The 12,694-nt window shown below is 67.4% G+C and carries 13 protein-coding genes and 2 riboswitches; of the genes, 11 read left to right on the top strand and 2 right to left on the bottom strand.

Annotated elements, in window-relative coordinates; all coding sequences use genetic code 11:
• Positions 1–2 precede the first annotated feature (2 nt).
• Together AB7M16_RS33340 and cobJ are read left to right on the top strand one after the other, a co-directional pair.
• Positions 3–734, top strand: a complete 732-nt coding sequence (locus AB7M16_RS33340) for a precorrin-2 C(20)-methyltransferase (RefSeq protein WP_260383029.1) — start codon at positions 3–5, stop codon at positions 732–734.
• The gene (cobJ, locus tag AB7M16_RS33345; protein ID WP_260383030.1) at positions 731–1,465 is read left to right on the top strand and encodes a precorrin-3B C(17)-methyltransferase; all 735 of its coding nucleotides are present in this window, start codon (positions 731–733) and stop codon (positions 1,463–1,465) included. Before AB7M16_RS33340 ends, cobJ begins: the two co-directional genes overlap by 4 nt.
• On the opposite strand, the gene AB7M16_RS33350 is transcribed toward cobJ, so the two are convergent.
• The gene (locus AB7M16_RS33350) at positions 1,441–2,187 is read right to left on the bottom strand and encodes a cobalt-precorrin-6A reductase (protein ID WP_260383031.1); all 747 of its coding nucleotides are present in this window, start codon (positions 2,185–2,187) and stop codon (positions 1,441–1,443) included. The genes cobJ and AB7M16_RS33350 overlap by 25 nt on opposite strands.
• Here AB7M16_RS33350 and cbiE point away from each other — a divergent pair.
• From cbiE to cobT, 8 genes are all read left to right on the top strand, one after another.
• A complete protein-coding gene (gene cbiE, locus AB7M16_RS33355) occupies positions 2,186–3,367 on the top strand; it encodes a precorrin-6y C5,15-methyltransferase (decarboxylating) subunit CbiE (RefSeq protein ID WP_453946546.1) in 1,182 nt (393 codons plus the stop codon). The two genes, AB7M16_RS33350 and cbiE, sit on opposite strands and share 2 nt — an antisense overlap.
• Complete coding sequence (locus AB7M16_RS33360) at positions 3,364–3,732, top strand: cobalamin biosynthesis protein (RefSeq protein WP_260383033.1); 369 nt, start codon at positions 3,364–3,366, stop codon at positions 3,730–3,732. The genes cbiE and AB7M16_RS33360 overlap by 4 nt, the downstream gene beginning before the upstream one ends.
• The gene (gene cobM / locus AB7M16_RS33365) at positions 3,729–4,511 is read left to right on the top strand and encodes a precorrin-4 C(11)-methyltransferase (protein WP_260383034.1); all 783 of its coding nucleotides are present in this window, start codon (positions 3,729–3,731) and stop codon (positions 4,509–4,511) included. Before AB7M16_RS33360 ends, cobM begins: the two co-directional genes overlap by 4 nt.
• Complete coding sequence (locus tag AB7M16_RS33370; protein ID WP_453946547.1) at positions 4,511–5,821, top strand: cobyrinate a,c-diamide synthase; 1,311 nt, start codon at positions 4,511–4,513, stop codon at positions 5,819–5,821. Before cobM ends, AB7M16_RS33370 begins: the two co-directional genes overlap by 1 nt.
• Positions 5,818–6,549 carry a uroporphyrinogen-III C-methyltransferase gene (gene cobA, locus AB7M16_RS33375; protein ID WP_172784384.1) on the top strand — a complete coding sequence of 244 codons (732 nt, stop codon included), beginning with the start codon at positions 5,818–5,820 and terminating at the stop codon, positions 6,547–6,549. Before AB7M16_RS33370 ends, cobA begins: the two co-directional genes overlap by 4 nt.
• Positions 6,550–6,594: 45 nt before the next feature.
• Positions 6,595–6,813: riboswitch (cobalamin riboswitch) on the top strand.
• A gap of 37 nt (positions 6,814–6,850) precedes the next feature.
• Positions 6,851–7,528, top strand: coding sequence for an energy-coupling factor ABC transporter permease (locus AB7M16_RS33380; protein WP_260383036.1), 678 nt, complete (start codon positions 6,851–6,853; stop codon positions 7,526–7,528).
• A 39-nt stretch (positions 7,529–7,567) separates the two neighbouring features.
• Positions 7,568–8,317 carry a precorrin-6A synthase (deacetylating) gene (cobF, locus tag AB7M16_RS33385; RefSeq protein ID WP_453946548.1) on the top strand — a complete coding sequence of 250 codons (750 nt, stop codon included), beginning with the start codon at positions 7,568–7,570 and terminating at the stop codon, positions 8,315–8,317.
• Between the two features lie 10 nt (positions 8,318–8,327).
• Positions 8,328–9,380, top strand: a complete 1,053-nt coding sequence (gene cobT / locus AB7M16_RS33390; protein WP_453946549.1) for a nicotinate-nucleotide--dimethylbenzimidazole phosphoribosyltransferase — start codon at positions 8,328–8,330, stop codon at positions 9,378–9,380.
• Here cobT and AB7M16_RS33395 read toward each other — a convergent pair.
• Positions 9,373–9,945 carry a histidine phosphatase family protein gene (locus AB7M16_RS33395; RefSeq protein WP_453946550.1) on the bottom strand — a complete coding sequence of 191 codons (573 nt, stop codon included), beginning with the start codon at positions 9,943–9,945 and terminating at the stop codon, positions 9,373–9,375. The genes cobT and AB7M16_RS33395 overlap by 8 nt on opposite strands.
• A gap of 71 nt (positions 9,946–10,016) precedes the next feature.
• Positions 10,017–10,219: riboswitch (cobalamin riboswitch) on the top strand.
• 116 nt (positions 10,220–10,335) lie between these two features.
• On the opposite strand from AB7M16_RS33395, the gene AB7M16_RS33400 reads away from it, so the two are divergent.
• Complete coding sequence (locus AB7M16_RS33400) at positions 10,336–12,693, top strand: TonB-dependent receptor (protein ID WP_453946551.1); 2,358 nt, start codon at positions 10,336–10,338, stop codon at positions 12,691–12,693.
• Position 12,694: the final 1 nt, after the last annotated feature.

Below are 12,694 nucleotides of genomic sequence, written 5' to 3' on the forward strand. Positions count from 1 at the left end.
AGATGGGACGCATCATCTGCTGCGGTCTCGGCCCCGGTGATCCCGACTTGATGAGCGTGCGTGCCGATCGCACGGTGCGTGGCGCCAGCCACGTCGCCTATTTCCGCAAGAAGGGCAGGCCGGGTCAGGCGCGGCGCATCGTCGAGGGCATGCTGGCGGGCGGCGTCACCGAATATCCGATGGAGTATCCGGTCACGACGGAGATCGCCTTCGACAGCCCCGAATATGTCCAGCTGCTCGCTGGCTTCTACGACGAATGGGCCGAGCGCCTGGCGCGGCTGTCGCGCGCCGTCGACGTCGTCGTGCTCTGCGAGGGCGATCCATATTTCTATGGATCGTTCATGCATCTGCACACGCGCCTGCAGGGCCGCGTCGAGATCGAGGTGATCGCCGGCATTCCCGGGATGGTCGGTTGCTGGAACGGGGTCGGCCAGCCGATTGCGCTCGGTGACGACGTCACGACGGTGCTGATGGGGACGCTCCCCGAGGCCGAGCTCGAACGGCGCATGCGCGATTCCGATGCGCTGGTCGTCATGAAGACCGGCCGCAATCTCGCAAAAGTGCGCCGCGCGCTCGTATCCGCCGGGCGGCTGGATGATGCCTGGCTGGTCGAGCGCGGCACTATGCCGGGCGAGCGGGTGGCGCGGCTCGCCGAGATCGATGCGGCCGATTGTCCCTATTTCGCGATCGTGCTCGTGCACGGCAAGGGCCGGCATCTGGACGCCGCCGAATGACAGGCACGCTCACCATCGCGGGCCTCGGGCCGGGCAGCGACGCGTTGGTGACGCCCGAGGTCACGGCCGCGCTCGCGACGGCGACCGATATTCTGGGTTATGCGCCCTATGTTTCGCGCGTGCCGCCGCGGCCTGGGCTCACCCTGCATCCCTCCGACAATCGCGAAGAGCTGCAACGTGCGAGCGAAGCCCTGCGGCTTGCCGCCGAAGGCGGGCAGGTCGTGGTCGTCTCCTCCGGCGATCCCGGCGTGTTCGCGATGGCCTCGGCCGTGTTCGAGGCGCTCGAACGGGCGCCGCAATGGCGGGATCTGCCGATCCGGGTGCTGCCGGGCGTCACCGCGATGCTGGCGGCGGCGGCACGCGCCGGCGCGCCGCTCGGCCATGATTTCTGCGCGATCAACCTTTCCGACAACCTCAAGCCCTGGGCGGTGATCGAGAAACGCCTGCGCCTTGCGGCGGAAGCCGATTTTGCCATCGCGATGTACAATCCGCGCTCGGCAAGCCGGCCGGAAGGATTCGGCCGGGCGCTGGCAGTGCTTCGCGAGGCGGGCTGCGGCGAGCGTCTCGTGATCTTCGCGCGCGCGATCAGTGCGGCTGACGAGAAGATCGTGACCGTTACGCTGAAAGAGGCGCGGCCCGAGATGGCCGACATGCGCACGCTGGTGATCGTCGGCAATTCGCAGACACGCCGTGTCGGCCGCTGGGTCTATGCGCCGAGGCGGGCAGAATGACCGAGCCATTGCATCACGTCACTGACGCGCTCGGCCCGTCGGCGCTCGGGCAGCTCTGGTCGCGAGATCATGATTACGGGAAGGCCGAGCCCGCGGGCCGCATCGATCTTGGCGCGCGCGCCGTCGCCGCCGGAATTGCGGGCGACGATCCAGCCGATGCCGCGTGTGCGCAGCATGTTCAGCTCGCCGTCGAAGGTGAACGGGCCGCGCGACACGATCACATCGGCCGCGAAGGGCAGGGGCGCGTCGGGCGGATCGACGAAGCGCAGCGTGTAGGCGTGCTGCGGCTTCGTCGCGAATGGCGCAATGTGCTGGCGGCCGATGGCGAGGAACACGTTTGCAGCGGCGTCAGGCAGCGCGGCGACGGCAGCGTTGACATCCGCCACCTCGATCCAGGTGTCGGCGGGTGCCTTGATCCAGGGCGCGCGCTCCAGGGCAAGCAACGGCGTGCCGGTTTCCGCGCACGCCTCGACGGCGTTGCGACTCATTTCTGCGGCGAAGGGATGCGTCGCATCGATCACATGGGTGATGCCTTCGCGGCGGATGTAGTCGGCCAGCCCGCTCACGCCACCAAAACCGCCGATGCGGGTCGGCAGCGGTTGATCGGCCGGCGCGCGGGTGCGGCCGCCATAGGAATAGACGGCGTCGATGCCGGCGCGCGCGATCTCCGCGGCGAGCAGGCTCGCATCGGCCGTTCCGCCCAGAACGAGGGCGCGAATCATGAGTGAACCCTGGCTGACCATCATCGGTATCGGCGAAGATGGCCTTGCCGGGCTGTCGGAGGCAAGCCGAAAGGCGCTTGCCAAGGCCGAAACCGTGTTCGGCGGCGAGCGCCATCTCGCGCTTGCCGAGGTTGGCAGCCGCGGCCGGCCGTGGCCGGTGCCGTTCGATGCGAATGTCGTGCTGAGCTGCCGCGGCCGACCGACGGTGGTGCTCGCCTCCGGCGATCCGTTCTGGCACGGCGCCGGCGCTACTCTCGCCGAGAAGCTCAATGCCAATGAGTGGATCGCGCACCCCGCGCCATCGACCTTCTCCCTCGCCGCGGCGCGGTTGGGCTGGCGGCTCGAATCCGCCGTTTGCCTCGGCCTTCATGCCGCGCCGTTCGAACGGCTTGTACCCCATCTGGCGGATGGCGCGCGGATCATCTGTCTCGTGCGAGACGGCAAGGCCGCCGTTGATCTCGCGAGATGGCTGACGGAGCGCGGATGGGGTGTTTCGCTATTCTGGACCCTCGCCGCGCTTGGCGGACCCCATGAAAAGGTGCGCAAGTTTCACGCGGAGACCTATACGCGCGTTTCCGCCGGAAGCCTCGTTGCTGTCGCGCTGGAGGCAAGAGGGGCGAACGGTCTCTCTCGCAGTTCGGGACTACCAGATGTTCTCTTTGCTCACGACGGTCAGATCACCAAGCGGCCGATGCGCGCCTTGGCGCTCTCGGCACTCGGTCCATGCCCTGGCAGGAGGTTGTGGGACATCGGTGCGGGCTCGGGGTCGATCTCGGTAGAATGGGCATTGGGGGGCGGGTCAGCGATTGCCGTCGAAGCGCGCGAGGATCGCGCCGCCAACATCCGCAGCAATGCGGAAGCGTTCGGGGTGGAACACAAGATCACGGTTGTTGCGGGCACCGCGCCCGACGCGCTCGCTCCGCTGGACCGGCCGGATGCTGTGTTCTTCGGGGGCGGCTTCGATATCGCGATGTTCGAAGCTGTCTGGTCGCGGATTACGCCCGGCACGCGGTTCGTCGCCCATGCCGTGACGTTGGAGACGGAAGCGCTGCTCGGCCAGCTGCATCAACAGCATGGCGGCGAGTTGATGCGGGTCGAGATCGCGCATGCCGCTCCGCTCGGCCGTTACCGCGCGTGGGAGGCGACGCGGCCAGTGGTGCAATGGAGTACGGTCCGATGAAGGTCGCCGGACTCGGATTCAAGAAAAATGTGACGCTGGCCTCGTTACGGGAGGCGCTTGTTGCGGCCGGCGGTCCCGACGGTCTCGCGGCCGTGGCAACCGTCGGCGACAAGGCCGATGCAGAGGCGCTGCAGCAGCTCGCGCGGGAGTGTGGCGTTCCGATCAAGGCTGTCTCGGCCGACGCGTTGGCCGGTATTGATACGCCGACGCAGTCGCAGCGGATCACCGAAGGGTTCGGCACGGGATCGGTCGCCGAGGCCGTGGCGCTCGCCGCGGTCGGACCTCGTGCCCGTCTGATCGCGACGCGCGTGGTCTCGCAGGATCGCACCGCGACCGCCGCGATTGCCGAAGGAGACGGCCCATGACGGTGCATTTCATCGGCGCCGGCCCGGGCGCGCCTGACTTGCTGACCTTGCGCGGCCGCGATCTGATCGCGGCCTGTCCGGTCTGCCTCTATGCCGGCTCGCTGGTGCCGGAGGGCGTGCTGGCGCATTGCCCGCCGGGAGCGCGCATCGTCAACACCGCGCCCATGTCGCTCGACGAGATCATCGCGGAGATCGCCGCCGCGCATGCGGACGGCCAAGACGTCGCGCGGCTGCATTCCGGCGATCTCTCGATCTGGTCCGCGATGGGCGAGCAGCTCCGCCGTTTGCGCGCGCTTGGGATTCCCTTCACAGTGACACCCGGCGTTCCCTCATTCTCGGCTGCCGCAGCGGCACTGGAAACCGAGCTGACGCTGCCCGGTCTTGCTCAGACGGTCGTGCTGACGCGCACGCCAGGTCGAGCCAGCGCGATGCCCGAAGGCGAGAAGCTCGCCGCGTTCGCTGCGACCGGCGCGGTGCTCGCGATTCACCTGTCGATCCATCTGCTCGACCAGGTCGTCGCCGAGCTGACGCCGCATTACGGCGCGGATTGCCCGGTCGCGATCGTCTGGCGCGCGAGCTGGCCGGAGCAGCGCATCGTGCGCGCGACGCTGGCAACGCTCGATGCGGCCGTGGGCAGCGAGATGGAGCGCACCGCGCTGATCCTGATCGGCAAGACGCTTGGCGCTGCGGATTTCGACGAGAGCCGCCTCTATGCCGCCGACTACGACCGCCGCTATCGCCCGGTCGGTGCCGAGCCGCGCTTTCCGGAGGCGTCGTGATGCCGGCTGCGCTCGTCATCTCCGCGCCGGCCTCCGGCGTCGGCAAGACCACGCTGACGCTGGCGCTCGCCCGCGCCTGGCGCCATCGCGGACTGAACGTGCAGTGCTTCAAGAGCGGGCCAGACTATATCGATCCCGCCTTCCACGCCGCCGCTACGGGACGCGCCTCTGTCAACGTCGATAGCTGGGCGATGGATCGAACGACGATCGCGCATCTCGTCAGCCGCGGCACGGACGCCGACATTGTCCTCGCCGAAGGCTCGATGGGCCTGTTCGACGGCGTCGCCGCACGCGGCGTCTCCGGCACCGGTGCCACCGCTGATATCGCGGAGATGCTGGGCTGGCCGGTGGTGCTGGTGATCGATCCCTCGGGGCAGGCGCAGACCGCGGCGGCGATCGCCGCGGGCCTTCGCGATTACCGCGCCGGCGTGCGCCTCGCCGGCGTCGTGCTCAATCGCGTCGCCAGCCCGCGCCACGAAGACCTCGTGCGGCGCGCGCTGAACGAGGCCGGTATCACCGTGTTCGGCGCGCTGCCGCGCCACGCCGAGATCAGCCTGCCGAAGCGGCATCTTGGCCTCGTGCAGGCCGAGGAGCAGGCCGAGATCGGCAAGCTGATCGACGAGGCCGCGCGCTTCGTTGCCGAGCACGTCGGTCTCGATGCGGTGTTGCAATCGGCAGGCAAATGGTCGCCGCAAGCTGCGGCGAACGACATGAACGTAACGCCGCCCGGGCAGCGCATCGCGCTGGCCCGCGATGCGGCATTCTCCTTCGTCTATCCGCATATGCTGGAAGCTTGGCGCGCGGCGGGCGCGGAGATCGTGCCGTTCTCGCCGCTGGCCGACGAAGCGCCCGATGCGAGCGCCGACGTGTGCTGGCTGCCGGGCGGCTATCCCGAGCTGCATGCCGGAACGATCGCGGCCAATGCGCGCTTTCGCAGCTCCTTGCGCGCTTTCGCCGAGACACGGCCCGTGCATGGCGAATGTGGAGGCTATATGGTGCTGGGCGCAGGCCTCACCGACGCTGACGGTATCAGCCATGAGATGGCGGGACTGCTCGGCCTGGAGACCAGCTTTGCCAAGCGCCGCATGCATCTCGGCTATCGTCTTGCCGAACTCGCCGCGCCGATGCCGGGGCATCGGCCGGGCGCGCGCTTGCGCGGCCACGAATTCCACTATTCGACCATCCTCGCCCAACCCGATACGCCGCTGGCCGTCGTGCACGACGCCACCGGCGCGGTCATCGCCGAGACCGGCTCGCGCCGTGGCCATGCCACGGGCACGTTCTTCCATCTGATCGCGGAGGATCGGTGAGCGGTTTTGTCTCTTTCGTCTCCGCCGGCCCCGGCGACCCCGAGCTCCTCACGGTGAAGGGCGCCGCGCGGCTGCGCGAGGCCGATGTCGTGCTCTATGACGACCTTGCCTCCGGCGCGATCCTCGATCTCGCCCGGCCCGGTGCCAATCTCGTCGCGGTGGGGAAGCGGGCCGGGCGTCCTTCGACCAAGCAGCACCACGTCAACCGTCTCCTGGTGGACTACGCTGCAACCGGCGCGCGCGTGGTGCGCCTCAAGTCCGGCGATGCCGGCATTTTCGGCCGGCTCGAGGAGGAGCTGGAAACACTGCGCGAAGCCGGCATCGGCTACGAGATCGTTCCCGGCGTCACATCCGCCTGTGTCGCCGCCGCCGAGGCCGGCATTCCCTTGACCCGGCGGCATACCTCCCGCCGGGTGCAGTTCATCACCGGTGCTGATGTCACCGGCGAGTTGCCGCCCAATTTGAATTGGGCCGCGCTGGCCGATCCCGAGGCCACGACCGTGGTCTATATGGGCCGGCGCACCTTTCCGGCGCTTGCCGCAAAATTGATCGCGCACGGTCTCGCCCCCAGCACCCCGGCGCTGTTCGCCGAATCTCTCGGGCGTCCCGACGAACGGCTGGTCCGTACCACGATTGCCGAGCTTGCCGAGCAGCTTGGCCGCGGCGGCGCCGCTTCCACCGCCGCTGTGATCCTGTTCGGCGCGCTGGCGGGAGAATATCCGGCATGACGGTTCCGGCAGCGGTTCGCCCCTTGACGCCCGCAATGCGAAAGGGGCACACAAGAGCGGCATGGTGCTCGACGCGGCGCAAAGCGCCGGAGCATAATCGGGAATGGGGATGGGCGGACCCAGTTGCGGCGCCCAAAACCCCAGCCGCCCCCGCGACTGTAAGCGGTGAGGGGCTCCGAACCGCCACTGGACCGCAAGGTCCGGGAAGGCCGGAGAACCCAGTGAACCGCGAGCCAGGAGACCGGCCGTGCACGTGTTGAGGCCAAGGCCGTCGGGTGTGACGGCAGGAAGGAATTGAGCCATGCATATCGAACCCGGCGTCGTGACGGGCGCCAAGCTCGTGTTGAGTTACGCAACCGGCATCGCCGCAGGTGGCATTGCCTTGAAGCTTGCGGCCGAGACCGTGCGCGAGCAGGGCGTCGTGTCGTTCGCGGCGCGGACGCTCGCCACCACCGGCCTCGTCTTCACCTTCTTCGAGATCCTGCCGCACTTCCCGGTCGGCGTCTCCGAGGTGCACTTCATTCTCGGCTCGACACTGTTCCTGCTGTTCGGCGCGGCTCCCGCGGCGTTCGGCCTTGCGCTCGGCCTGCTGCTCCAGGGCGTTTTCTTCGAGCCGGCCGACCTGCCGCAATATGGCATGAATGTCACGACGCTGCTGGTGCCGCTGTTCGCGATCCAGGCAATCGCTGCCCGGATCATTTCGCGCAACAGCGCCTATGTTGATTTGAAGTATCGGCAGGCGCTGGCGCTTTCGACGACCTACCAGGCCGGCGTGATCGCCTGGGTGGCGTTCTGGGCGCTTTATGGTTCCGGTTTCGCCATGAGCAACCTCGCCAGCATCGCGACGTTCGCGGCGTCCTACGCACTGGTCATCGTGATCGAGCCGCTGGCCGATCTTGCCGTGCTGGCGCTGGCGAAGTCTCTGCGTGGTGTCACCGCGCCTGGCCTCGTCACGCCTCGCCTGCACAACGCGGCTTAAGAGACAAGGGGCGGCCGTCATGGTCGCCCCGTACGCCCGATGCTCACGCTCTCTCTGATAGGCATCGGTTGCGGCGATCCCGAGCAGCTCACGCGCGCCGCGATTGCCGCCATGAACGCGGCCGATCTCGTCCTGATCCCGCGCAAGGGGAGCGCAAAATCCGATCTCGCCGATCTCAGGCGGACGATCTGCACTGACGTGCTCACCAACAAAGCGACGCGCATCGCCGAATTCGACCTTCCCGTGCGCGACGCGACCGAGGCCGATTACCGCAAGGGCGTCGACGAATGGCACGATGCCGTTGCCGCCACGTGGTCCCGGACCATTGCAAGCCATCTCGGCCGTGCGGGCAAGGTCGCGCTGCTGATCTGGGGCGATCCGTCGCTCTACGATTCCTCGCTGCGCATTGCGCGGCGATTGAATCCGTTGCCGACAATCGAAGTCGTGCCCGGCATCACCTCGATCCAGGCGCTGTGTGCGGCGCATGCGCTGCCGCTCAACGATATCGGCGAGCCCTTTCTGGTCACGACGGGCCGGCGCTTGCGCGAGGGAGGCTGGCCGCAGGGCGTCGACACGGTGGTCGTGATGCTCGACGGCGGCACGGCGTTCCAGTCGCTCGATCCGGCTGGGCTTCACATCTGGTGGGGGGCCTATCTCGGCATGGCCGATCAGATCCTCATGTCCGGTGCGCTCACCGAAGTGGGTTCGCGCATTGCCGCCGCGAGGCAGGAAGCACGTGAGCGGCACGGCTGGATCATGGACAGCTACATTCTCAAACGCAGGCGTTGAGCGAGGCAGCATGCTTCCCGAATGGGTCACCCAGAACTGCCCCGAAATCTCCGCGGTCCATCGCGAGGCAGCCATTGCGCGGCAGGCGCAACTGACGAAGCCGACGGGCGCGCTCGGCCGGCTGGAGCAGCTCGCGATCGAGCTTGCGGGCCTGCAGGCCACCGAGCAGCCGCGCGCCGCGCGCGTCCCGATCATCATCTTCGCGGGCGACCACGGCATCGTCGCGCAGGGCGTGTCGGCCTATCCGCAAGCCGTCACCATCGCGATGATGGCGAATTTTGCCTCCGGAGGCGCCGCGATCTCGGTGCTGGCGCGCGAGCTGGGTTCGAGCCTCGAGGTCGTCGACGCCGGTACGCTGTCCGAGGTGCAGATGGCCGGAATCGTCACCGACAAGCCGCGCGGCGGCACGCGCGATTTCAGTGCCGAGGCCGCGCTCACCCCGGCGGAATTGGTCTTCGCCTTCGAGGCCGGCCAGCGCGCGGTGGCGCGCGCCGAGGCCGGCCGGCCTGATCTCTTGATCTTTGGCGAGATGGGGATCGGCAACACCACGACGTCAGCCGCGATTGCTGCGAGCCTGCTCGGTGTGAGCGCCGAAGAGATCGCGGGCAGCGGCACCGGCGTCGATGCGGCCGGCCGCGTACACAAGGCGCGGGTGATCGATGCGGCGATCGCACGCCATCGCGTCGCCGGAGCCTCGGTCGAGACAATCCTGTGCGCGGTCGGCGGCCTCGAAATCGCGGCGATCTCGGGCGCGATCATCGCGGCCGCGCAACGCCGCATTCCCGTATTGATCGACGGCTTCATCGTCTCGGTGGCGGCGCTGGCGGCGGCGCGGCTCAATCCCTCCTGCCAGCCGTTCCTGTTGCCCTCGCATCAATCGGCGGAGCAAGGACATCGGCTGGTGTTGCGCGCGCTGAACGTGCAGCCGCTGATCAGCCTCGATCTCAGGCTCGGCGAGGGATCGGGCGCCGCCATTGCGCTGCCGCTGGTGCGCTCGGCCTGCGCACTTCACAACGGCATGGCGACCTTTGCGCAGGCCAATGTGCCGGACCGGTCTAGCTGATCCGCTGATTGACCGAGACGACGCGCCAGCCGCTGGCGAGCCGGTCGATCCGGGTCAGCGACAACGGATCGATCACGAAGCGCAACGCCGCTTCCGGTGCGAGATCGAGCGCGATGCAGAGCGCGGCGCGGATGGTGCCGGAATGGACGACCAGCGCCGCGGAGCCTGCGCCGATCCGCGACAGGCCGAGGCGGACGCGGGCGACCTGATCCGCAAAGCTTTCGCCGTTCGGCGGCCGTCCGCGCGCCGGATCGCGCCAGAACTGCCCGTAGATCTCGCCGCCGGTCGCGGCGAGCTCGTCATGCCGATGGCCGGTCCAATCGCCGAAATCCTGCTCGCGGAATTCGCTGACCAGCTCCGGTTCCAGCCCCAGCGCGCGCGCCGTCTCGACCGTGCGCCGCGACGGGCTGGCATAGCCGGCGACATCCGCGGGCAAGCGCTGCTTGAGAGCCGCCAATGCCGCGTGATCGCCGAGATCGGCCGGCGCATCGGCTGCATGGATCGTCCCGGCTACGCCCGCGACAACCGCGTGCCGTATCAACCAGAGGAAGGTCTCGCCTTCCATGCTCATCTCCAGGGAAGCTTGTGCGGTCGCCACGACGCCGCAACTGGGACATTGACTCTGTCTTGGTGGTAATCCTAGATGCTCGCGACGGTTTTCCCGAGAGGGAATGAAAAGGGAATGCGGTGCGGGGAAAATTGTCCCCAATGCCGCGGCTGCCCCCGCAACTGTGAGCGGTGAATCTTTCGTCACGAGCCACTGGGTCCTCGGTCCCGGGAAGGCGACGAAGAGGTCACGACCCGCGAGCCAGGAGACCTGCCGTCAGCCGTGGTCACACGCGAAGATGTCGGTCGGGGAGTACAGACATTCGGCTTCATCGGACGGCTGCAAGGCCAAAAGGTGAGACCTCGTTCGCTGTGACGTGCCACTGACGTCATACCGAGGTTTAGTACCGTGTCTTCCATCCGTATCGCACGACCGCGCCGCGTCCTGCTGGTTTCCGCCGCGTTCACGTCCTTCGCCGTTCTCGATCCGCCTGCCGCTCTGGCGCAGCAGGTCCGAGAGCCGCTGCCACCCGTCGAGGTGTCGCCCGCCCAGGCGCGCAAGCCGGCCAGACCGGCAGCAGGAGAGGCGGCGAGCGCGCGCCGCGCGGCAGCGCGCAGGCCGGCGGCGGTATCGGCAGCGCCAAAACCCGTGATGCCGGATTCGACGGCGCAAACGCCGCTCAACACCAATGCCGTTGCCGAAAGCGCCTCGCGGCTCGGCCTGACGGTGCGGCAGACGCCCGCGACCGTCGAGGTGATCTCGGCCGAAACCATGCGCGAGCAGGGCTATCGCACCGTGTCCGAGGTGGCGCAGGGCGCCGTCGGCGTCACCTCCGGCGACAACCCGGCCGAACCTTCCGCCTTCTCGATGCGCGGCTTCACCAACAGCCAGATCAACACGCTCTACAACGGCATCAAGATCGGTCCGCAGAACATGACGTCGCGGATCGTCGACACCGCCAATCTGGAGGCCGTGGAATTCATCAAAGGACCGGCCTCGCTGATCTCGGGCGAGGGTGCCGCCGGCGGCGCGATCAACTTCGTCACCAAGCAGCCGCACACGGGAGCGATCCGAAGCGAGGCGGACTTCTCGTACGACTCCCTGAATTCGTTCCGCGCGCATTACGGCTCGGGCGGCAGCACCAATGTGCAAGGGCTGGACTATCGCTTCGACATCAGCCGTTCCACGCTCAACGGCTTTGCCGACGACACCAACGTCAAGACGTTCGGCACGTCCGGCCAGCTCAATTACCGGGTCTCCGACAGCCTCAAGATCTGGGGTGCGGTCGAGTATCGCGAAGACCGCTCGAAGGCCTATTGGGGCGCGCCGCTGGTGCCGGTCGCCTTCAGCGGTTCGCATGCGACGACGGGGATCGTCTCCGGCAACTACGTCTCGAATTACAACGGTACCAATCTCGGTGCCGTCACCATCGACGACCGCACCTTCAACACCAATTACAACGTTCTCGATAACCGCAACGTGGCGCAGGAGGTGTGGCTGCGCGGCGGCTTCGAGCTGAAACTCGCGCCTGACCTCACGCTGAAAAGTCAGGCCTATGGCTATGGCGCCGAACGGACCTGGTTCAACAACGAGATCGAGGCATTCAACTCCACCACGAACCTGGTCGATCGCGAGCGCTTCTATGTCGCCCATAGCCAGCGGCTGGTCGGCAACATCACCGACCTGATCTGGGACACCAACATCGCAGGATTCGACAACCGGTTGGTCACGACGCTCTCGTCGAGCTATCTCGATTTCGTCAGGCCCGGCGCGGCAAACTTTCCCGGGGATTCCGTTTCGCTGGTCGATCCCAACCGCGGCTTCTACGGCCTGCTCACGACACAGCAGCAGACCGCGCGCATCGACAACGAGGCGTTGTCGTTCGAGGACCGTTTGAAGCTGACGCGCAGCTTCGCGCTGATCGGGGGCCTGCGTGTCGAGCACATCGGGCTTGACCGCAACTCGACCGACAAGAACGGCGTAGAGAAGGCGGGTTTTCCGTACACCAAAGACTGGGCGCCGGTGACGGGACGCATTGGCTACACCTGGGAGGCCGTGCCCGGCCTGACCTTCTTCAGCCAGTACGCCACCGGCGCCGACGTCGCAGCCAACAACATCTTCCTGCTGTTGCCGACCCAGCCACTGGACCTGACGACGTCGCGAACCTACGAGACCGGCGTCAAGCATCTGTTCTGGGACAATAGGGCGGAGTGGTCGTTCTCGGCCTACGACATCCTGCGCAAGAACGTCTATGCGGCGGCCGGCGGGCAGGCGCTCAATATCGCCGGGCGGCAGGAGTCCAAGGGCGTCGAGCTTGCCGCCTCGGTGCGGCCGATCGAGCCGCTTCGGTTGTGGGGCAACATCGCCTATGTCGATGCGCGCTATGCCGACTACAATTTCGTCGGTGGCTCGTTCTCCGGCAATACGCCGCCGAACGTACCGCGTATCGTGGCCAATGCCGGCGCATCGTACCGGTTCTTCACGCCCTGGCCTGTGGAGCTCGGCATCACCGGCCGTCATGTCGGCGACCGCTACAACACCGACGCGAACGTCGTGACGATGAAGGCCTACACCGTGGCCGACGTCTACGCCTTCGTCGATATCCCGAAGGCCGTCTTCAACGCGGTCGACCAGGCCCGCCTGACCTTCCGCGTCCGCAACATCACCGACAAGCGCTATGCGATCTGGGGCGATCCGTTCTATCCCGACCAGATCCTCCTGGGCGCGCCGCGCACCTACGAGGTCTCGGCCGCGTTCAAATGGTGAG

The organism is Bradyrhizobium sp. USDA 372 (assembly GCF_053629095.1).

Coding starts and splice junctions, on each gene's coding strand:
- AB7M16_RS33340 (WP_260383029.1), top strand. CDS start 3: ATGGGACGCATCATCTGCTGCGGTCTCGGCCCCGGTGATCCCGACTTG.
- cobJ (WP_260383030.1), top strand. CDS start 731: ATGACAGGCACGCTCACCATCGCGGGCCTCGGGCCGGGCAGCGACGCG.
- cbiE (WP_453946546.1), top strand. CDS start 2,186: ATGAGTGAACCCTGGCTGACCATCATCGGTATCGGCGAAGATGGCCTT.
- AB7M16_RS33350 (WP_260383031.1), bottom strand. CDS start 2,187: ATGATTCGCGCCCTCGTTCTGGGCGGAACGGCCGATGCGAGCCTGCTC.
- AB7M16_RS33360 (WP_260383033.1), top strand. CDS start 3,364: ATGAAGGTCGCCGGACTCGGATTCAAGAAAAATGTGACGCTGGCCTCG.
- cobM (WP_260383034.1), top strand. CDS start 3,729: ATGACGGTGCATTTCATCGGCGCCGGCCCGGGCGCGCCTGACTTGCTG.
- AB7M16_RS33370 (WP_453946547.1), top strand. CDS start 4,511: ATGCCGGCTGCGCTCGTCATCTCCGCGCCGGCCTCCGGCGTCGGCAAG.
- AB7M16_RS33380 (WP_260383036.1), top strand. CDS start 6,851: ATGCATATCGAACCCGGCGTCGTGACGGGCGCCAAGCTCGTGTTGAGT.
- cobF (WP_453946548.1), top strand. CDS start 7,568: ATGCTCACGCTCTCTCTGATAGGCATCGGTTGCGGCGATCCCGAGCAG.
- cobT (WP_453946549.1), top strand. CDS start 8,328: ATGCTTCCCGAATGGGTCACCCAGAACTGCCCCGAAATCTCCGCGGTC.
- AB7M16_RS33395 (WP_453946550.1), bottom strand. CDS start 9,945: ATGGAAGGCGAGACCTTCCTCTGGTTGATACGGCACGCGGTTGTCGCG.